This window comes from Staphylococcus sp. IVB6240, from assembly GCF_025558425.1.
GTDB lineage: Bacteria > Bacillota > Bacilli > Staphylococcales > Staphylococcaceae > Staphylococcus.
The window spans coordinates 287,963-309,049 of the sequence record NZ_CP094718.1; the positions used below are offsets into that span (position 1 = coordinate 287,963).

At 36.3% G+C, this 21,087-nt stretch carries 23 protein-coding genes; 17 read left to right on the forward strand and 6 right to left on the reverse strand.

What is annotated here, in order from left to right; translation table 11 throughout:
* Positions 1–96: 96 nt before the first annotated feature.
* On the forward strand, positions 97–2,691 hold the full coding sequence (locus MUA88_RS01340) for a YfhO family protein (RefSeq protein WP_262605660.1): 2,595 nt from the start codon (positions 97–99) through the stop codon (positions 2,689–2,691).
* Between the two features lie 54 nt (positions 2,692–2,745).
* On the opposite strand, the gene MUA88_RS01345 is transcribed toward MUA88_RS01340, so the two are convergent.
* Together MUA88_RS01345 and MUA88_RS01350 are read right to left on the reverse strand one after the other, a co-directional pair.
* The gene (locus tag MUA88_RS01345) at positions 2,746–3,408 is read right to left on the reverse strand and encodes a deoxynucleoside kinase (RefSeq protein ID WP_262604365.1); all 663 of its coding nucleotides are present in this window, start codon (positions 3,406–3,408) and stop codon (positions 2,746–2,748) included.
* Positions 3,395–4,018 (reverse strand): deoxynucleoside kinase, encoded by a 624-nt coding sequence (locus MUA88_RS01350; protein WP_262604366.1) that lies wholly within the window; start codon positions 4,016–4,018, stop codon positions 3,395–3,397. The genes MUA88_RS01345 and MUA88_RS01350 overlap by 14 nt, the downstream gene beginning before the upstream one ends.
* Positions 4,019–4,083: 65 nt before the next feature.
* Here MUA88_RS01350 and tadA point away from each other — a divergent pair, with 65 nt between their 5' ends.
* The 4 genes from tadA (at position 4,084) to MUA88_RS01370 (ending at position 6,620) form a co-directional block, all read left to right on the forward strand.
* Entirely contained in the window at positions 4,084–4,560 is a 477-nt protein-coding gene (gene tadA / locus MUA88_RS01355; RefSeq protein WP_262604367.1) for a tRNA adenosine(34) deaminase TadA, read from the forward strand.
* Between the two features lie 84 nt (positions 4,561–4,644).
* Positions 4,645–5,502, forward strand: coding sequence for a Cof-type HAD-IIB family hydrolase (locus MUA88_RS01360; protein WP_262604368.1), 858 nt, complete (start codon positions 4,645–4,647; stop codon positions 5,500–5,502).
* Positions 5,503–5,533: 31 nt separating this feature from the next.
* On the forward strand, positions 5,534–6,100 hold the full coding sequence (locus tag MUA88_RS01365; RefSeq protein WP_262604369.1) for an NADPH-dependent FMN reductase: 567 nt from the start codon (positions 5,534–5,536) through the stop codon (positions 6,098–6,100).
* Between the two features lie 430 nt (positions 6,101–6,530).
* A complete protein-coding gene (locus tag MUA88_RS01370; RefSeq protein ID WP_262604370.1) occupies positions 6,531–6,620 on the forward strand; it encodes a type I toxin-antitoxin system Fst family toxin in 90 nt (29 codons plus the stop codon).
* 151 nt (positions 6,621–6,771) lie between these two features.
* Here the strand turns inward: MUA88_RS01370 and folE2 are convergent, their stop codons facing one another.
* The 4 genes from folE2 to MUA88_RS01390 form a co-directional block, all read right to left on the reverse strand.
* Positions 6,772–7,653 carry a GTP cyclohydrolase FolE2 gene (folE2, locus tag MUA88_RS01375; protein WP_262604371.1) on the reverse strand — a complete coding sequence of 294 codons (882 nt, stop codon included), beginning with the start codon at positions 7,651–7,653 and terminating at the stop codon, positions 6,772–6,774.
* Between the two features lie 70 nt (positions 7,654–7,723).
* Entirely contained in the window at positions 7,724–8,401 is a 678-nt protein-coding gene (bshB2, locus tag MUA88_RS01380) for a bacillithiol biosynthesis deacetylase BshB2 (RefSeq protein WP_262605661.1), read from the reverse strand.
* 18 nt (positions 8,402–8,419) lie between these two features.
* Complete coding sequence (locus MUA88_RS01385) at positions 8,420–8,800, reverse strand: YojF family protein (RefSeq protein ID WP_481906557.1); 381 nt, start codon at positions 8,798–8,800, stop codon at positions 8,420–8,422.
* 82 nt (positions 8,801–8,882) lie between these two features.
* Complete coding sequence (locus MUA88_RS01390) at positions 8,883–9,689, reverse strand: MurR/RpiR family transcriptional regulator (protein ID WP_262604373.1); 807 nt, start codon at positions 9,687–9,689, stop codon at positions 8,883–8,885.
* 122 nt (positions 9,690–9,811) lie between these two features.
* Between MUA88_RS01390 and MUA88_RS01395 the strand changes: the two genes are divergently transcribed.
* From MUA88_RS01395 to MUA88_RS01450, 12 genes are all read left to right on the forward strand, one after another.
* Positions 9,812–11,338, forward strand: a complete 1,527-nt coding sequence (locus MUA88_RS01395) for a maltose/glucose-specific PTS transporter subunit IIC (RefSeq protein WP_262605662.1) — start codon at positions 9,812–9,814, stop codon at positions 11,336–11,338.
* A 17-nt stretch (positions 11,339–11,355) separates the two neighbouring features.
* Positions 11,356–12,024: an N-acetylmannosamine-6-phosphate 2-epimerase gene (locus tag MUA88_RS01400; RefSeq protein WP_262604375.1), complete on the forward strand. Its 669-nt coding sequence runs from the start codon at positions 11,356–11,358 to the stop codon at positions 12,022–12,024.
* Between the two features lie 10 nt (positions 12,025–12,034).
* Complete coding sequence (gene nagB, locus MUA88_RS01405) at positions 12,035–12,760, forward strand: glucosamine-6-phosphate deaminase (RefSeq protein WP_262604376.1); 726 nt, start codon at positions 12,035–12,037, stop codon at positions 12,758–12,760.
* Positions 12,761–12,964: 204 nt separating this feature from the next.
* A complete protein-coding gene (gene hxlA / locus MUA88_RS01410) occupies positions 12,965–13,600 on the forward strand; it encodes a 3-hexulose-6-phosphate synthase (RefSeq protein ID WP_262605663.1) in 636 nt (211 codons plus the stop codon).
* 4 nt (positions 13,601–13,604) lie between these two features.
* A complete protein-coding gene (hxlB, locus tag MUA88_RS01415; RefSeq protein ID WP_262604378.1) occupies positions 13,605–14,150 on the forward strand; it encodes a 6-phospho-3-hexuloisomerase in 546 nt (181 codons plus the stop codon).
* A gap of 110 nt (positions 14,151–14,260) precedes the next feature.
* Positions 14,261–15,619: an AMP-binding protein gene (locus tag MUA88_RS01420; RefSeq protein WP_262605664.1), complete on the forward strand. Its 1,359-nt coding sequence runs from the start codon at positions 14,261–14,263 to the stop codon at positions 15,617–15,619.
* Positions 15,616–16,776, forward strand: a complete 1,161-nt coding sequence (locus MUA88_RS01425; RefSeq protein WP_262604380.1) for a thiolase family protein — start codon at positions 15,616–15,618, stop codon at positions 16,774–16,776. The genes MUA88_RS01420 and MUA88_RS01425 overlap by 4 nt, the downstream gene beginning before the upstream one ends.
* Complete coding sequence (locus MUA88_RS01430; RefSeq protein ID WP_262604381.1) at positions 16,730–17,086, forward strand: VraC family protein; 357 nt, start codon at positions 16,730–16,732, stop codon at positions 17,084–17,086. The genes MUA88_RS01425 and MUA88_RS01430 overlap by 47 nt, the downstream gene beginning before the upstream one ends.
* A complete protein-coding gene (locus MUA88_RS01435) occupies positions 17,086–17,343 on the forward strand; it encodes a hotdog family protein (protein WP_262605665.1) in 258 nt (85 codons plus the stop codon). The genes MUA88_RS01430 and MUA88_RS01435 overlap by 1 nt, the downstream gene beginning before the upstream one ends.
* 322 nt (positions 17,344–17,665) lie before the next feature.
* Positions 17,666–18,166, forward strand: a complete 501-nt coding sequence (locus tag MUA88_RS01440; RefSeq protein WP_262604383.1) for a hypothetical protein — start codon at positions 17,666–17,668, stop codon at positions 18,164–18,166.
* Positions 18,167–18,331: 165 nt separating this feature from the next.
* Entirely contained in the window at positions 18,332–19,513 is a 1,182-nt protein-coding gene (locus tag MUA88_RS01445) for a DUF1958 domain-containing protein (RefSeq protein ID WP_262605666.1), read from the forward strand.
* A gap of 259 nt (positions 19,514–19,772) precedes the next feature.
* Positions 19,773–20,972, forward strand: coding sequence for an MFS transporter (locus tag MUA88_RS01450; RefSeq protein WP_262605667.1), 1,200 nt, complete (start codon positions 19,773–19,775; stop codon positions 20,970–20,972).
* Positions 20,973–21,087: the final 115 nt, after the last annotated feature.

Here is a 21,087-nt window from a genome sequence, read left to right on the forward strand (position 1 = left end):
CGATTATCTTTTAGGAGAATCATTATTTTATAAAAGATAAATACATAATTTGATGCGTATAGTCATATTTAAAGAGTGAAGAAAGAAGGAATACTATTGAAAAAAGATTTTCCGTATGCTAAATGGCTAAAATTACTGGGCATGGCACTTTTTGTTGGGGCGCTTGTGTATGTTCCAGTGCTTTATCGCTATGTTGTTCATGGAATTATTTACAGTGGAAAGTTTGATGGTGTTAAACAAATGATACCATTTCAAGCCTATTTATATGAGCGAATGTCTAATTTTTCGTCTCTATATGATATTGGATTTGGTTTAGGTGGAGATTACTTTACAGATCTTGCTTATTATTACACGACTTCTCCTATCATGTATGCCAATTTTTTAGGTATTAAAATATTCGATATATTAGGTCTTGTGGACCCATCTAGTCTTGATTTTTGGGCAATGAACCAAATTGTTGTGGCTTACTTTAAATGTGTACTTACCTTTTTGGCTGCATATGGGATGTTAAGAATGTTCCAAATGGAGAAACCATATAGATTTCTAGGTGCAATGCTTTATAGTGCTTCAACAGTGTTTTATTTCTTTAATTTTGCATGGTCGTTTTTTGGAGATGTCATGCTATACTTGCCACTTGCTATTTGGGGAATGGAGCGCTTTTTCAAAACACGTAAGATTGGATTGTTTATTGTTGCGATTGTATTAACATTATTTACGAATTTTTACTTTAGTTATTATGTTGCACTTGGTCTGATGGCATATCTTGTTTATCGTATGATTGATACGCACCCTGAAGACATTGTGCCACGTTGGAAAAAATTATGGCTACTTTTTCCATCTGTATTAATTAGTCTGTTCCTCGCTTCATTTGGTTTCTTAACAGGTGTACGTTCTTTTCTTAATAATGATCGTAAACTGATTGATTTTGAAGTGCCACTGTTGATCGACTTTTCACCAAGATATCACATCTTTTCAAGTGGTCTTGAGTTTACCATTACATTTATTGCATTAGTTGCATTGTTTACGTTTAAACTTTATCGCCATTATTATTATCGTATGTTTGCGATACTGTCTTGGATTTTATTAATTGGTTCATTGACACCTTATATGGATAGTTTATTCAATGGTCTATCATTTCCAGAAAGACGATGGGGATTCTTATTAATATTATCGACAAGTGTTATGATCGCATTATGGTTAAAACACATTACAGAGTTAATGTGGCGTAATTATTTAGTATCATTAGTGCCGATTGTTCCATTAGTAATTGCAACAATTAATATGTCTGTAGGTCGTTTATCGTGGATGTTTGTAGCTGCATTGATTTTATGTGTCATTGGTTACTGTATTTATTCACAAAAAGGTTTTTCAAAAAATATGATCTACCTTATAATTGGACTCTTTGTTGTTCAACAATTTGTGCTTCTTCTAAATTATCGAGCTAATTGTATGACGATATATGAGAGAGATGAATCAATACTACACACAGAGGATTATCATAGTGAAGTGTTACAAAAGAAAATAGATGAAATTAAGAAAAAACAAGATTCTCCAATGGAGCGTATCGATTATATGAGTCATTTTGCAGTTAATTCTGGTATGCTATATGACTTCAATGGTGTTTCTCTTTATTCTAGTATCTTTGATGGTGAGATTTTAGACTACTATGATAAACAAATGCAGATTAACATGGGATATGATGGTAATAGTCTCTATCGTATGTTAGGTAATCGTGCAAACTTATACGCATTATGGAATGTCTCTGATCGTATCAAGAGAAGTGAGGATATAGCTGATGTTTATGGCATGGGGCCACAAAAGAAAATTAAAGATAGAACATTTACATGGTCACATAGTCACAATACAATTGATTATCCGTCAGCACATTTAACATCAAAAGTGTTTGAGGCAGAAGATTTAAAATCACCATTAGACAGAGAGCATGCAATGCTTGAAGGTGTTGTAATGGAAGGAGAAAAAGCGAATACGCTATTCTATCCAAATCCGAATATGGTTAAACTTGCAGAAATCACACCACGTGATGCAAAACAGAAAGGATTTAATTTAACAGTTTCAAAAGATTATGGTGGACTCGATATCTCTATGCCATCTGATTTTTCAGAGAGATATAAAGATTATTACTTAGAAATGGATGTTGAATTATTGCATCCTGATGTTCCACACTACTTAATTGTAGATGATTTCCGCCAAGATCGTAAGGAACTTACCCAACGTTATAGACGTTTTGTCACACCAGTAACGGTTCGAGTACCTGCTAAAGAGCCTATGCAGCTCAAGCTTAAAAAGGGTACATACCGTGTCAATATTAAAGGTATTTACGGTGAGGATTATTCAACTTTAGAAAAAGCAAAAGACGATGTGAAGCCAGTCAAAGTAACGAAAACAAAGCGTGATATTAAAGTTAAGATGAATCCAACGAAGAAGTCTTACCTTGTGCTTCCAATGCCATATCGTGATGGTTTAAAAGCAGAATTAGACGGTGAGAAGAGAGAAGTGAAAAAAGGAAATGGTATTCAAACCATTATTCCAGTTAATAAAGGTGAAAAAGAAGTTGTGATTCATTATGAATTACCACATTGGCCTTTATATCTTATTATGACAATCTTAGGTCTTATTGCTGCTTTCGTTTACCGTAAGTGGTTACGTCGAGATATCAAATCAATTCATTAAATATGTTGCAAAAGGAAATCCCCTGGCTATCTGTTAGCGAGGGGATTTTAGCTATTATCGTGGGTCGATTTGACGATGTGTTTGGATAATATGTGAAATTTTAGCAATAACCTTATCAATTGAATCTGGGTCGTCATATAAGTCATATTCATTAATATTTACACGAACAACAGGACATGCATTAAATTGATTAATCCAATTGTCATAGCGTTTGAATAGCATTTGCCAATATTCTGGATCTGTATCCATCTCCATTTGACGGCCACGTGTATTAATGCGGTCAATCACACTGTCATAATCTGATTCTAAGTAAATGAGTACATCTGGTTTTGGAAAGTATGGTGTCATCACCATGGCGTCGAACAGGTTTGAATATGTTTCAAAATCCTCTTCTGTCATTGTACCTTGTTCTTGATGCATTTTTGCAAAGATATCAACATCTTCATAAATGGAACGGTCTTGAATAAAGCCGCCACCATATTCAAACATACGTTTTTGTTCTTTGAAGCGTTCAGCTAAAAAGTAAATTTGTAGGTGAAAGCTCCAACGACGAAAATCATCATAAAATTTATCTAAATATGGATTGTGATCAACGTTTTCATAAGATGTACGAAAGTTTAGTTTGTCAGCAAGTGCGCGTGTGAGTGATGATTTACCAACACCTACTGTACCAGCAATTGTAATAACCGCGTCTGACGGTATGTTATAGTTTGTCATGTGATTGTCCTCCGATTAATTCATTAATACGTGATAATACTTGGTCATAGTCTTCAGGATTGCTTACGAAGTCAATATCTGTTGTGTCGATCCAGAGTACTTGATGACCGTCTTCTGTTAATTGTTTATAATACGTGGCGTAGTCTTCTTTGAGTTTTAATAAGTAGTCATCTTCAATATGTGCTTCGAAGCTACGATCACGTTTAGCGATACGTTTCTTTAATACAGATAAATCTGCATCGAGGATAATTGTATAGTCTGGTGTGATTAAGTCCTCAGTCAAGATATCATAAATACGAGAAAACTTCTCATATTCCGTTTGTGAAAGTGTATTGCGTGCAAAAATTTTATTTTTATAAATATGGTAGTCACATACAATGCCATCGTGAAGTTCTGCCAAATCTTGATAAGCTTTGTAGCGATTGCAGAGAAAGAACATTTCTGTTTGAAAGCTCCACTTGGAAATATCTTCATAAAAGTCAGATAGGAAAGGGTTCTCTCCGACAATTTCTTTTGCCTCATAAAAATGGTAAGATTGACTCAACTTGTGTGTGAGTGATGATTTACCAACACCAATCGGTCCTTCAATAACAATAAAAGGTTTTGTCATTTGTTTTCGCTCCATCTCATAGTAGTCAGTATTACAAATTTTAACATAAGTGAGGCCATTTATGTATGAGAAGTCATGAATATTATATGTCACTTGCGCTTGATGAAGCATATCAAGCAGCTAAAAAAGGAGAAGTACCTATTGGCGCAGTCGTTGTGAAAGACGACCGTGTTATTGCACGCGCACATAATTTGAGGGAAACCATCCAATTACCAACGGCTCATGCAGAACATCTTGCAATGGAACAAGCGGCACGTGAATTGGGAACATGGCGTTTAGAAGGATGTACTTTATATGTTACTTTAGAGCCGTGTGTGATGTGTTCAGGAACAATTGTGATGAGTCGTGTTGATCAAGTGGTGTATGGGGCTGACGACCCTAAAGGTGGTTGTAGCGGTAGTTTGATGAACCTTATAGAAGATTCACGCATGAACCATCGTGCTAATATAGTAAAAGGGGTATTGGCTTATTCATGTAGTCAGCAGTTAAAGGCATTTTTTAAAACATTACGTCAACGCAAAAAGCAAGAAAACAAAATTTGAAAAAAATAAGTTAAATTTTGTTAAAATAAAGGTATCTGAGTATATCTATATATATAATAAGTAAATAAAAAGTGAGGAAATGTGATGGTCAAGTTAATCGCAACAGATATGGATGGGACGTTGTTAAATGCATCGCATGAGATTACATCTGAGAATATTGAAGCTATCAAATATGCCCAATCAAAAGGTGTAACAGTCGTCATTGCGACAGGGCGTGCATTTTATGAGGCGAGTAGACCCGTGACGGAAGCAGGATTAAAAGTCCCTTATATTTGTTTGAATGGTGCAGAGGTTAGAGATGAAAGCTTTAATATCGTACATACTGCAAGTTTGAACAAAGAGATGTCTGATGCTATTCAGAATAAATTAAAACAAGCAGATGTATATTATCAAGTGTATACAAACAGAGGGATATATACAGAAGATCCTGAGAAAGATTTAGCAATTTATGTAGATATTGCAAAACATGCAGGACAGCATGCAGATGAAGAAGTGATACGCCAACACATCCAGTCCCGTATTGATAATGGCACGTTGAAAGTGGTATCAAGTTACGAACAAATTGAGTCTGTACCAGGCGAATTAATTATGAAAATATTGGCATTTGATACAGATTTACAGAAAGTGGCACGTGTTAAAGAAGAACTTTCTGAGCACGTGAACTTGGCTGTCTCATCTTCTTCTATTGGTAATATTGAAGTGACGCATGCAGAAGCTCAAAAAGGAATGGCACTTCAAGCGATAGCAGATCAATTGAATATTGATATGCAAGATGCAATGGCTGTGGGTGATAATATGAATGATGCCTCCATGTTAGAGCGTGTAGGGCATCCGATTGCTATGGATAATGGTGTTGAGGCGATTAAAGAACTTGCTACATTCACGACAGCTTCAAATGAAGAAAGTGGTGTCGCAAAAGCCATCTATCATGTATTAAAATAAGAAGGAAAACTATAAAGGGAGTTTTGGAAAGATGAAAGGACTTATTATTGTAGGAAGTGCACAACGCGGTTCACATACAAATGCATTAGCACAATATTTAAAAGAACAAATTGAATCACATAATGAAGAAGTAACTATTTTTGATTTAGCAGAACAACCACTTCATACATTGGATTTTACTGGTCAGAACCCTGTGCCAGAAAATTATCAAAATAATGCAGAACGTCTTAAAAGTTTAGCACGTGAAGCGGACTTTATTATTTTAGGAACACCAAATTATCATGGTTCATTCTCTGGCATCTTAAAAAATGCTTTAGATCATTTAACAATGGATGACTTCAAAATGAAACCAGTGGGATTAGTGAACAACAGTGGTGGTATTGTAAGTGCAGAGCCACTTTCACATTTACGTGTGATTGTTCGTTCATTACTTGGTATTGCTGTACCAACACAAATCGCAACACATGATTCAGATTATGATAAACATGAAGATGGTACGTTGTACTTATCAAACGATGAATTCCAACTTCGTGCAAAATTATTTATTGATCAAATCTTGTCGTTTGCTAACAACAGTCCATATGAACATTTAAAATAAGAAAAAATAAAGGTACCGAATCATTATTTTTGAATCGGTACCTTTAGTATTGCCGGATGATAGCACATTTATGAAGTTTTACTGATTTTAAATAACAGGTAGGAATTTTTAATGATATATTGAAATAATAATCAGAAGCGAAGTGGATATTTAATAATTTAAGGATATATCATAACGAAAATTCACAGAATCAAATGTGACGAAAATAAACGTGCGTGATAATATCAAATCATCGCCAAAACTTTTGGCGTCGAATTGACGTTGAAAGGAGGAGGTTGGGACAAAAGCGCTTAGGATTTGAGCAGAACAGAACGATGAGCAAAATTGCTTTTCAAATTTTGCCGAAATCGTGTCAGTTCTGCCGAAAATCCTGCTTTTGGGACACCGTTTATTGGTTTCCCAGAGCACAAATTTATTATGTCTCAACACCGTGGTAGAAAATATTGTAGCCACAATTATAAGTGGCTGTTTTGTTGCGATATTTGCTCAATGGCTAGGTAATCGCAACAAGCAAAAATAATGGCGATGATAGCCATCATCACTAATAAAGCCCAACACTACGGCAATAGTGTGGGGCTTTGGTGCTTAAAATGATTCATACAATGTAGTTGAATTATACTACCATAATAAATATGAAAGCAAGTAACCTTCTACATATTTTTCATTCACTACTATGGTTGACGATATGTTAATTTTGCAAAAGCATCGTGTTGATGAATGGATTCTTCATTACGACATTCGATATCAAAACCTGTGAGCCATGATACTTCTACTAAGTCTGCTGCAATAAGTCGAATTAAATCTTCAACAAATCGTGGGTTTTCATAGGCACGTTCTGTCACACTTTTTTCATCCGGTCTTTTTAAGATAGGATATAGCATTGAACTCGCATTGGCTTCCATAGCATCTAATAATACTTCTTTGTAATCTGATGGAAGCGGCGCCTCTTTATCAATATAAGCTTTAACGGTGATGATACCACGTTGATTGTGTGCAGAATACTCGCTGATTTCTTTAGAACATGGGCACAGTGTCGTTACAGCAGCTGTTAAAGTCAATGTTTTACGTGTGACGTTATCGCCTTGAACAGCTAAGCCATATGATACATCGGCATGACCAACTGCTTTGATACCAGTAACAGGACTGAGTCGATTAAAAAACCATTTGCCTGTTACATCCACTCCAGCACTATGTTGATTCATACGTGATTTGAGTGTGTGCAATAATGATGTAAGTGCATCAAATTCTAAACGAATCCCATTATCATATTCTGATTCTACCGCTTCTAAAATACGGCTCATATTAATGCCTTTTTCATCTTGATTTAAGCTTGTTGAAAAGCTGAAGTTACCCGCAGTTTGAAACTGGTCAATCCATACGGGATAAACAAGGTTCTTAATGCCTACTTGTTCAATTTCAAACAAAAAGTTTTTATGCGTACTTTGAAGATCCGTCATTTCTGCTTTGGTTGTTGGCTTTGTTCCTTTAATAGGATCCACTGAACCAAAATGTTTCCAACGGCCTTCACGCGTTGATAAATCAAATTCAGTCATGTTACTTCCTCCACTAAAATGTCAGGTGTTGAGACAACATACTTTGCGCTTTCATCTCAACCTCTGCAATTTATTCAAAACGATAAGTCCAATAAAATTCTTTAGATAAGTATGTTTCCGCATCATTTGGTGCACCAGAGACATCTCTATCAGGGTTTGCCAATTGTTCCAGGAATGGTCCCGTTTGAGAAGCGTGTGCTTTGAATGCACGTAATTTATGGTCTTTGTATGCTGAAACATCATTAACAACATCAGGTTCACCAAGCGCATCAAACGCATCATTACTAAATGCGACAAGCCATAATTTTGGGCGCTCTCCTTCAGGCATGCGACCAACAGTACGAACGACTGCATCTGCTGTTGCTTCGTGATCCGGGTGTACAGCATATCCAGGATAAAATGAAATAATTGTAGTTGGTTGTGTCTCATTGATAAGTGATTGAACCATGGCATCCATTTCGTCATATGGCTCAAATTCTACCGTTTTATCGCGTAATCCCATTTTACGTAAATCAGTTACCCCGATTTCCTTCATTGCTTGTTCTAGTTCACGTTCACGAATTGTTGGCAGTGATTCACGTGTCGCAAAAGGTGGGTTTCCGAGATGTCTTCCCATTTGTCCGAGTGTTAAGCAAGCATAAGTCACAGGGATGCCTTGATCGACAAAGCGTGCCAATGTACCTGCTGAAGAGAAAGTCTCATCGTCAGGGTGTGGAAAGATGACCAATACATGTTTTTCAGATGTCATAAAATTTCAACTCCCTTATTATGTTTCAAATGGATGGTGGCTGATTTCAAGTGCTGCTGCCAACTGTCCTTCATAGTTAAAACCAGCAAGTAAAAATTCACCATTGTCGTTTAATTCGTAATGTGTGAGCCCTTGTACGTAGACCCAACCATTGTTTTTTAACTTTAAGCCTACACGAAACGGATCTTTGTCGCCACCTTTTAGCTGAGCATGTTGATAAGTGACTTGAATATTACGTAAAAAAGTTCCTGCATTAAAAACGCGTTGATCGAAATGGTTGGCATATGCGCCGTTAGTTGTTTCAACGTGTAAATAGACAGGCTTATTCGCAAATTGATCTAATAACGCTTGAACGGCTTCATTTGTAATCGGTTGCAAATCTTTCACTGCCTTCCTCATCAGTTTATCTGTTTATTTTACTAAAAACTCACCTAAATTTATATACCTCTGCTCACTTTATTGCGTAAAACCAGTAGAATTTTTAATGACTATGTTTTGAAATGAGTTCCTGATAACTTCTTGAATAGTGTTCAAGGCATGTAGGATCTTGTAGCAAATGGTAACTGATAAGGTCAATAATAAATTGATTAGAGAGTTGACTATTGATGAAGTAAGCGTCTTGTGTATGACGTTTATCAGCTGTTGTGATAATACGTGTACAATTCTGTGTAAGTGCCTCTGTCTCAAAATGAGAGAGGGCAATGACTTTTGCACCACTGGCACGTCCATGAGCAATACTGGCAATAATTTCTTTTGTAGCGCCACTGTTCGTCAAAGCGATAATTGTTGTTTGTGCATTACACATTTGACCGACAATGGACATTAAATGTGCATCTGTTATCGCAATGGTATTAAAGCCCATACGTGCAGTACGGAAATATAATTCTTGTGCACTTAAACCAGAACTGCCAATACCGATGAAGATGACTTTATCACTCTGTTGTATGGCCTGTACTAAATACATTAAATCTTCTTCTACGATAAATTCACCAGTATGGTTCAGAATGGACGTATAGTGCTGATGTAACACTTGAATGGATGGACTGTTATTGATTGTTTCAGTTTGTCTTTCTTGTAAAACAGCAAAGCGAAAAGATTGGAAACTATCATAGCCGAGTTTATAAACAAAGCGTGTGATGCTAGATGGTGAAGCGTCGACAGCCATAGCTATTGTATGGATTGCACCAATATCTGTATGGTTTTCTAGTTTCAAAATATAGTTCGCAATTTTTTGATCAGTTTTTGTCAAAGTATGACGATATTTTTGAATGCGATTTTCAATTTTCATCAGATTCTCCCTTTTTCCTCAGTATATTTGAAAAGAAATTCCGATTCAATGCTATATATTGAGAAAAAATTGCAGAGTGGTATATTTAAGGTAATCATTAGATGAAAAGTGGGTGAATGCGTATGAGTAAAATGTTTGATAGAGCTCAGCAGTTTGGGAAGTCATTTATGCTGCCTATTGCAATCTTGCCAGCAGCAGGTCTTTTACTAGGGATTGGTGGCGCATTGAGCAATCCGAATACGATCAAAGCGTATCCGGTGTTAGACATTCCATTGTTACAACATATTTTTGTATTGATGAGTGCGGCGGGTAATATTGTTTTTCAAAATCTACCAGTACTCTTTGCGATAGGTGTTGCAGTCGGACTCGCAAAAAGTGATAAGGGGACGGCAGGGCTCGCTTCTATGTTAGGGTTCCTCATTATGAATGCGACGATGAATGCACTGCTCACTATTACAGATAACCTAGCTGCAAGTGACGAACTTGTTAAGGCAGGTCAAGGTATGGCACTTGGAATACAAACAGTAGAAACAGGTGTGTTTGGTGGGATTATTGTAGGGATACTAACGGCAGTCTTACACAATAAATATAACAAGGTTAATTTACCACAGTTTTTAGGATTTTTCGGTGGTTCTCGCTTTGTTCCAATCGTTACATCATTTGCTGCTATCTTTTTAGGTGTTGTGATGTTCTTTGTATGGCCAGCCGTACAAGCTGTTATTTTTGGTGCAGGTGGCTTAGTGAATAAAACAGGTGTGATTGGTACATTGATTTACGGCTTTATTTTACGTATGCTCGGACCTTTTGGATTGCATCATATTTTCTATCTACCATTCTGGCAAACAGCATTAGGTGGCTCATTAGAAATTAATGGCAAATTGGTACAAGGTACGCAAAATATCTTCTTTGCACAATTGGGAGACCCAAATGTTCAGCACTATTATGAAGGGGTATCTCGCTATATGTCGGGTCGTTTTATTACGATGATGTTTGGCTTGTTAGGCGCAGCATTAGCGATTTATCATACTGCTAAACCAGAAAAGAAAAAAGTGGTGGGTGGTTTAATGCTTTCAGCTGCATTAACATCATTTTTAACAGGAATTACAGAACCACTTGAGTTTAGTTTCTTATTTGTGGCGCCATTATTATATGTAGTTCATGCTGTATTAGATGGTTTGGCATTTATGATGGCAGATATTTTTAATATTACAGTTGGACAAACATTTAGTGGCGGTTTTATTGACTTTATCTTATTCGGTGTTTTACAAGGACAAGCAAAAACCAATTATCTGTGGATTATTCCACTTGGGCTTGTTTGGTTTGTACTGTACTATGTGATTTTTAGATTTTTAATTACAAAATTTAACTTTAAAACACATGGACGTGAAGAGGAAGAAACGGTCCAATCAGTAGCGAAAAGTGAACGTGCACAAACAATTATTGAAGGTCTAGGTGGTGCTGACAATATTGAAGTTGTCGATTGTTGTGCAACACGATTGCGTGTGACGTTAAAAGATGGTACACAGGTAGATGAGGAGAAATTAAAATCAACAGAATCGAGAGGGATTATTTGCAAGGGCAATGGTGTTCAAATTGTATATGGTCCCCACGTCACATCTATTAAAAATGAAGTAGAAGAAGCTTTATAAGAGGAGAGAAAAATATTATGAAATTACCAAAAGGATTAATCGTATCTTGTCAGGCATTAGAAGATGAACCGCTTCACTCATCATTCATTATGAGTAAGATGGCACTCGCAGCAAAAGAAGGCGGTGCAGTTGGTATTAGAGCAAATTCAAAAGAAGATATTATCGCAATTAAACAAGAAGTTGACTTACCAGTCATTGGTATTGTGAAACGTGATTACGATAACTCTTCTGTATTTATTACCGCAACGAAAAAAGAAGTGGATGAATTGTTAGAAAGTGGTTGTGAAGTAATCGCATTGGATGCTACATTACGACAACGTCCAGCAGAATCATTAGAAGAATTAGTGCAATATATTAGAAATGAAGCACCAGAAGTGGAATTAATGGCAGATATTGCCACATTAGAAGAAGCGAAAAATGCAGATCAATTAGGTTTTGATTATATTGGGACAACATTACACGGCTATACCGAAGATACAAAAGGAAAGTTACTTTATCATGATGACTTTGCCTTTTTAACAGATGTCTTAAATCATGTACAACAAAAAGTGATTGCAGAAGGAAATGTGATCACACCTGAAATGTTGAAAGCTGTTTTTGATAAAGGTGTCTATGCCTCTGTTGTAGGAGGCGCAATCACACGTCCACGTGATATTACCAAACGTTTTGTCAGCATGATTCAATAGGAGGTTAGGTATGAAAATAACAAATTTAGGCTCAATGAAACAAGCATCATTTTATGTCGCAACAGAACTGTATAAACAGATACTACAAAAAAAAGAAAGTAAGTTAGGCTTGGCAACAGGCGGCACGATGATTGAAATGTATGAGTCATTAGTTTCATTGTTAGAGAAAAATCAACTAGATGTGAGTCAGGTTGAGACATTTAACCTAGATGAGTATGTTGGATTAGAGGCAGACCATCCAGCGAGCTATCATCAATATATGAATGAGATTTTATTCAATCAATATGAAGGTTTTGACCCAGAGAAACGTTATTTGCCAAATGGTGCAGCTGAAAATCCGGAGTCGGAAGCAGAACGATATGAAGCATTATTAGATGAAAAAGGACCAGTGGATATCCAAATATTAGGGATTGGTCAAAATGGACACATTGGTTTTAATGAACCGGGAACACCATTTGATAGTGTGACTCATCGCGTTGACTTAACAGATAGTACGATTGAAGCAAACAGTCGCTATTTTGATGATAGAGCAGATGTTCCTAAACAAGCCATATCGATGGGGTTACGTTCTATTATGAAAGCAAAACGCATTATTTTACTGGCATTTGGAGAACACAAAAAAGAAGCCGTGACACAATTGGCATCGGGACACATCACACCAGACGTGCCAGCAACCATTTTACATCTGCATCCAAACGTTGAAGTGTATGTTGATGATGCAGCAATGCCAGATTAATATATAAAACAAACGACCGTATCGTCACAAGCTAGAAAATAGTGCGTGAGACGGTCGTTTTTTAAATTTTATGCCTAAAAAATATGGCGTTTCTTATGTATTTTATTCGATTAAATTTATCGGATATGTTTAATAAGTATACACAATGGTACAACATTAAATGTATCATGTTAGATAAAATTGATGTAGGAGTTGAGTAGAACGATGGAATTACAATTAGCAATTGATTTATTAAATAAAGAAGAAGCGGCAAAATTAGCCAAACAGGTGACAGATTATGTGGATATTGTAGAAATCGGTACACCAATTGTAATCAATGAAGGGCTACCAGCCGTACAACATTTAAAAGATAACGTGAAAGATGAAGATGTTAAGGTACTAGCAGACCTTAAAATTATGGATGCGGCTGATTATGAAGTGAGTCAAGCTGTGAAGTTTGGCGCAGATGTTGTCACAATTTTAGGTGTTGCTGAAGATGCATCTATTAAGAATGCAGTGGCAGAAGCGCATAAACAAGGTAAAGAATTATTAGTGGACTTAATTGCGGTACAAGATTTAGAACAACGTGCCAAAGAAATAGATGATATGGGTGCAGACTACATTGCTGTACACACAGGATATGACTTACAAGCTGAAGGACAATCTCCATTAGAAAGCTTACGTCGTGTTAAATCTGTTATTAACAATGCGAAAGTAGCAGTAGCTGGTGGTATTAAACCAGATACAATTAAAGAAGTTGCAGCTGAGAACCCAGACCTTATTATTGTAGGTGGCGGTATCGCAAATGCAGATGATCCTCGTGAAGCAGCAAGACAATGCCGTGAAGCGATTGAAGGGTGATTCAATGTTTACTCGTAACTATCAATTAATCCTTGATGAACTGTCACAAACATTGAAGCAAGTAGATACAGAAGCGACAGACCATTTTGTAAAACAAATCTTGCAAGCAGATAAAGTCTTCGTATCGGGTAAAGGTCGCTCTGGCTTTGTAGCGAATAGCTTTGCGATGCGTTTGAATCAGCTAGGCCAACAAGCGTATGTGGTAGGTGAAACAACAACACCTTCAATTCAAGAGGGTGATTGCTTGATCATCGTATCTGGTTCAGGTTCCACAACGCATTTACAATTGCTTGCAGATAAAGCCGTTGCAGTAGGTGCGCATGTCTTACTATTATCAACTGTAATGGACAGTCCAATTGGTCAATTAGCTGATACAACAGTTGTGTTACCGGCGAGTACGAAACAACGTGCAGAAGGTTCTCAACAACCATTAGGTAGTTTATTTGAACAGAGTGCACAAGTGTTATTAGATAGTCTTGTCTTAGATATACAGACACAGTTAAACATTAGCGAAGAAACCATGCAAGAAAATCATGCAAATTTAGAATAAATCGTGTAGGAGCCATTGGGAGCGATATTGTTGTAACCAGTGGCTTTTTATATTGCCTTTGAACATTATGATAGAATATAAGAAAACTTGTTCAAAGAAGTGAGTGTCAAATGGAATTATTAAAACGTATTGCCTATTATGCAGAGCAACAGCCACATGAAGTGGCACTTTATATAAATCAAACAGCAGTCACGTATGAAGCATTATGGAGCTGCGTTCAACAAGCAGCATTATTGTTACCAGATGAATGTCATGCCTGTGGTGTCGCTGTGTCTTTTAATAATATGGAGAAGTTTATTGTGTCGTATCTTGCACTATTGCATAAGGGAGCCGTCCCTTGTGTTATGGACCCACACTGGACGGAACAACGTCGTGATGCATTATACGTAAAGTATGCATTTTCTTATATTTGGGATGATGATGGTTTAAAACAAACCAATTATCAAGGGTTACGATACGATAGAGATCATTTATTACATATTGGATTTACATCGGGAACAACGGGCTTACCGAAAGCATTTTATCGTGATGAACCATCCTGGATTGCATCATTTCTAGAAAATGAACGCTTATTATCTGAACCCGATATTCAACACAGACCCGTGATGGTTGCTTTAGGACCTTACGCCCATTCATTGACATTATATGTGCTCGTGTATGCATTATTTTATGGTCGTACATTTATTGGTCAAGATGATTATGATATTGAACAATGCCAATATGCGATACAACAGTTTTATCGACCAAGCTGCCTTTTTCTCGTACCGACTATGGTTCATGATTGGTTGCATCAATCATCATTGAATGACTTAAAAACATATCTGTTTGTATCCGGAGATAAATTGTCTGTAAAACTGCATCATCAGTTAAAAACGAAATTCCCGGCAATGACGATTTATGAGTTTTTTGGAACGTCCGAAGCAAGCTTTATTAGTGTGAATCGAGATCAAACGTCACCACTTCAATCAGTTGGTCGATTATTTCCAAGTGTTGAAGTGCGCATTGATGATCAAGATGCGCAAGGTGTAGGAAAACTATACGTTAGAAGTCCTATGACGTTTTCTGGTTATATGGGTGAACCCGTACCTAAATGGATAGAAACAGGGGATTATGCATCAATTAAAGAAGATATTTTATATTTACATGGCCGCACTCAAGATCGCATGATTATTGGTGGTAAAAATATTTCTCCTTATATGATTGAACAGACACTTAAAACAATAAAGGGGATTGATGAAGTGGTGATCATATTTCAGACACATCAAAAGTTTGGAGAACTTGCATTCGGACTTTATGAAGGCGATGACCAACTCACTTACCGAGAGATACGTCGTCAATTAGAAAGTGAATTATCACGCTACGAATTTCCTTCCAAACTGATTTGTGTGCCCAAGTTACCACGTACAGCAAGTGGGAAGATTTCAAGACGTGCAGCACAACTTTTATATGAACAGGGGGCTTGGCAATGAATGAAGCGGTGATTGTTGCAGCCAAACGTACACCGATTGGGCGTTATGGTGGCAAATTGCAGAAGTTAGAACCAGAGGATTTGGTGAAACCATTGATACAGTACTTTCAAGAAACATTGCCAGTCGATTGGCACCAACTTGATGATGTTATCTTAGGGAATATTGTTGGAAATGGTGGCAATATCGCAAGAAAAAGTTTATTGGAAGCAGGACTTGATATATCTATACCAGGTGTGACAGTCGATCGTCAATGTGGTTCGGGACTTGAAGCGATTCACTATGCGTGTCGGATGGTTGAAGCAGGCGCAGGGCATTTATACATCGCAGGTGGTGTAGAAAGTACCAGTCGAGCACCATGGAAGATGAAGCGGCCAACATCACTCTATGAAAATGAACCACCGCAGTTTTATGAAAGGGCTTCTTTTGCACCTGAAGGACAAGATCCAACAATGATTGAAGCAGCTGATAATGTTGCACGCATCTATGATATATCTCGTGAAGACCAAGATCAATTTGCATATGACAGTTATGCGAAAGCAACTCAGGTATTTAATGCAGGATATTTAGATGAGGAAATTTTGCCACTTAAAGTAAACGGTGAATGGATGGCACAAGATGAAGGGATGCGTCATAATGTTCGCCTGAATCTGTTAACACGTCTGAAACCTATTTATCCAAATGGGACAGTCACTGTAGGGAATTGTTGTGCTAAAAATGATGGTGCAGCATTAGTGGTTGTGATGTCTAAGAAATATGCATTGTCATTAGGGATAACAGAAGGATTAAAATTTATCGATTATGCGATTAACGGTGTGGATCCCAACATACTAGGGATTGGTCCTGTGCCAGCTGTATCTCATTTATTAAGTAAACATGATTTAAATGTCACAGATATTGATGCTATAGAGTTGAATGAAGCTTTTGCATCACAAGTACTTGCCTCACAGCGTGCGTTGAATATTAAGACATCACAGTTAAATCAGTACGGTGGTGCCATTGCGATTGGCCATCCGTACAGTGCAAGTGGTGCGATTTTAGTGACACGGTTATTCCATATGAAAAAGCAGCAACTGACACTTGCTACGATGGGCATTGGAGGAGGAATGGGAAATGCCGCATTATTCGAACGTTGGTCAGAAGGAGACAAGACACATTAAAGTCGATGTATCATCCTTACATGCGTACCAAGCGCTATTTGAAATGCCATTGACTCAGGAAATGCCACTACTCTATTTTGCGCGTTATTGGTGTGACTTTGAGATTTTTAGATCATTTATGGGGATAGAAATAATGTTAGTTGAAACGGTATTAAAAGAGGCGGAAAAACTTTTTTGTCATGAAACGATTAAAGCTACATTAACTTTTAAATCTGTGAAACAAGTTAAAAATTTTGAGCGATTCCTGTTTGAACTGGTATTAAATGATCAAAATGTGATTCAACAAACCTTTGTACGGAGGGTAAAATGATGAAGTTTTCAAAAGATGATGTAACGCAGTATTTGAAAATAGTGAGAGATGACAATCCAATTCATAATCATATTGTGCCAGGTCAAATGGTTGTACAAAAAGTATTACAGGACTATGGTATGCAAAATATGGCTTGTAACGTACGCTATAAGCAGCCCGTGTATATCAATGAGCCATTAAACGTGTATCAAGAGAGCTGCAGCTTTGTTGTGAAGAACGAGCAAGGTGTAGTAAAAGTGAAAATGATAGTAGTGTGACGTTAGCAAAATTGAATTTTAGAGAAGGTAATTGAAGTATGTTAAAAAGTTGTATTTTATATTGATTAATAGTGACTGCTTATGAAATGTGTATGACAGATAGGCAGCGTAACTGTTAAGAAAAACCACCGAAAAATACAATTAGGTATGCAATATGATGAGTTAAGAATGATTTAACACGACATGAAAAAGATAAGATATCGTGTAGTTAACAAAATCGCAATATGATTGATGAAACATTTTCTAATATTGATAAAGAAAGTGTTGATATATTTTGGGTACATATACCAAAATAAATTTGTAATTGAAGGTGGATCATATTATGAAAATATTAAAAAAATCACTTCTTCTTATTGCTAGTATGATGCCTTATTTAGTTTCATCAATCATGTTATTTTACACTTATACTGCTAATCAATCAAATTTACAAAAACAGGTGGAAACAATTCAGCAATCATTAAGTATGACAGAAACACAAATGCATTTCTTTACAACTATCGTTGTGTTGCTTTCCAATATTTTAGTTTTTATCTTTACTTTCTTTTTAATTAAGTTATTGCTTCTAATATTTGATAGAAACAAAGAAAGTAAAAATGAAGATTTATTTTTTGCACTGGTGCTTGGATATACTGCTGCAAATATGACAGCATTAATATTAAATGATTGGTTCCATATTTCATTTAGTATCTTTAAGAACTATATACCTATTATAGACCTTATCACATTTACATCCCTGTATTATTTCTTTAGTAAATCTAAAAAGTTTACAACTATTGTTTTTGTTATTAAAACAATTATCATTTTAATGGGTGTCATTTTATAGTAAGGAAAAGGGGCTTAACACATTCTTTACAATGTGTTGGGTCTTTTTGTATGTTTTTAGAAAACCTAAGTAATTTCATCATTCAATAAACCAATGTTGATATGGGCGGTTAATTGACGTATGCTTGATTTATTGACTATGTATGGAGTTAAGGAGTAGCAGGGTATGAGGACTAAGTTTTTAAAAGTAATAATGGCTTTTACGATGTTACAGTTATTATTGGTTGGAACTGTTGAAGCAGAGACGGCACCGTATGAGATAACTAAAAGACATGAATCTCAGGCCGCTAGTCAGTATCAACCACAGTCTGCAATGACAACAACACAGACAGGTCAAATACTCTATGACTATCATGGCGAGGAAACACTTTACCCAGCATCAGTAGTCAAGCTGATGACTTTTTATCTTGTTTATGATGCGGTTGAAAAAGGTGAATTAAAACTTACAGATCAGGTGAAAATTACAAAAGACCATCAAGCCGTGGCACAGTTACCTGATGTATCAACTTATCCAATTAAAGAAGGTCAAGAAGTGACGATAGAGGCATTGTTGCAACAAGCGATTATGGTGTCGAGTAATGCGGCGACAATGGTACTAGCGGATAAAGTTTCAGGGGATGTTTCCACATTTACGAAACAAATGAATGATAAAGCCCGTGAATTTAAGATGAATGATACATATTTTACAAATCCAGCTGGTCTAGATAATGCATGGTTGAAACAGTATGCACCTAAAGATTTTATGAATGCAGGCAAACCTACTTCATCTGCGTATGATTTATCCATCTTAGCAACACGTCTTGTGAATGATCATCCAGAAATTCTCGACATCACAAAACAGCGAACGCTCAATCAAGAAGGTGGCATGCAAAAGACGACAAATTATTCATTGCCGGGTGAAGCGAATGGCATGCCAGGTGTTGATGGTTTGAAGACAGGAACGAGTGATGAGGCTTATCATTTTATGTTGACGGCAAAACAGCATAATCTCAGACTTCAAACAGCAGTGTTACAAGTGGCACCTTACAATGATAATCGAGCAAAACATGCACGACATCTTATAGCAAATGGTATAACACAAGAGATGTTCGATCGCTATACGTATAAGAAAGTTTTATCAAAAGGGGAGCATCGTATTCAAGATCAGAAGTATGATGTGAAAAAGGATTTATACGATGTTGTCCCTAAAAACATGAACGTTTCAGATAAGGATTTTAAAATTGATGAGGAAAATGGACGTATTTCATTGAAGTATAATCGTCAATTTTTATTAGGCTATCAAGTACCAACAGTCTCTATTGAGAAAAAGGGTTTGAGTTATTTGGCAAGGAGCCATGGCCATTTATGATTATCGGAAGCGGCGTATTTTTGGTAATATTACTTATCATTTTTATAATGTGGTGGCGTAAAAAAATGCGTGTATAATTTAAAGGCGTACAAGATAGCAGCGTTTTATCTCTGCTACCTTGCACGCCTTATCTTATTTTATTTTATTTTATAGATTGAGAAAAATACCAGTTAAAAAATTATTGTAATTTTCAGAAAATAATTTTATGATTTAATTATACATGTTTTTAATTCATTGCAAAACAAAGGGGGGTTATGTAATGAAAAAGGCAATCATATTAGTATTATTCGATATTGTATCGAATTTTGGATCGCGTGTTTTTAGTTTTGCTTGTGCATTTTACATACTGCAGTATACGGATACAAGTTATACATATAGCGTGTATTTAGCGCTAATTGTACTGTGTGGAATTAGCGCAAGTCCGATAATTGGGGTGTTTACAGATAGTATCAATAATCGACGGTTGGTGATCATAGCACAGACAGCGACGATTGGGATACTTGCGGTGTTTTTCTTTTTATTTGATATAGCAGGCATACAATTAATCATTATTACTGGGATGATCCTCACGATAACGGATAGTGTGAACATGTTGATTCTGCAATCCAATTTACAAACGATTGTAGGTGAATATTTGGAACGCATCGTATCGCTAAGACAAACGATTATTACAGTCGTTACGTTTTTATCACCAATGGTTGGGGGTGTCTTGATTGCTATGTTATCAATACAAACATTAGCGACACTTACGCTGCTAACAGAAAGTATTTCACTTATTTTATTATTACTATTACCGCTAAAAAGTTATTTGGAGAAGGGGGAGCGTGCTTCTTTTACGACGAACTTTAAAGAAGGTATCTCGTATATGAAGCAGCAAAAAATAATTTTACTATTTATTTGTGTTGGACTTAGTGTGAACTTTTTTGTTAACTCAGTTGTAGTCGGTGTGCCTATTATTGCTATCCAAACATTGTCACTTAACTCTGCACAGTTTGGTGTCATTGAAGGATCCTTAACAATTTCTATTTTTTTAACATCCTTACTATTTTCAGTATTTCCTATTCAAGCGCATTTGTTCAGAAATTTAAAGGTTGCCATTGCACTTTATAGTATGATTTTAAGCGGATTAGGTATTTTCTTATTTTTTGAAACCTCAAGCAATATAGCATTTATTTTTCTAATTGGTGTATATGTGGCGATTGGTTTCACTATGCCTTATCTTAATATTCCGTACAGCATATATTTGCAAAAAACAGTAGATGATGCGTATAAAGGACGTGTTTTCTCAATGAATCAATCTATTGTTCAAGCGTTAATGTCTATTTCAATGCTATTTTATGGATTGATATTAAATCAATATGAAGGCATCATCTTTCTCGTTACTGGAATGGCATTATTAGTCGTACTTCTCATATTTTCTATTGTCTCTAATCGTTATGAAAATAGTGCAGAAGCATAAAAGAAACGTGGCTGAGACATAGTGCTCGGTTCCTTCCTTTTGAATATAGATATAAGTTTAGGGCAGTAGGTGTCTGAAGTGAAAATACGTTTTTGAAAACTTTGGGAGCACTACA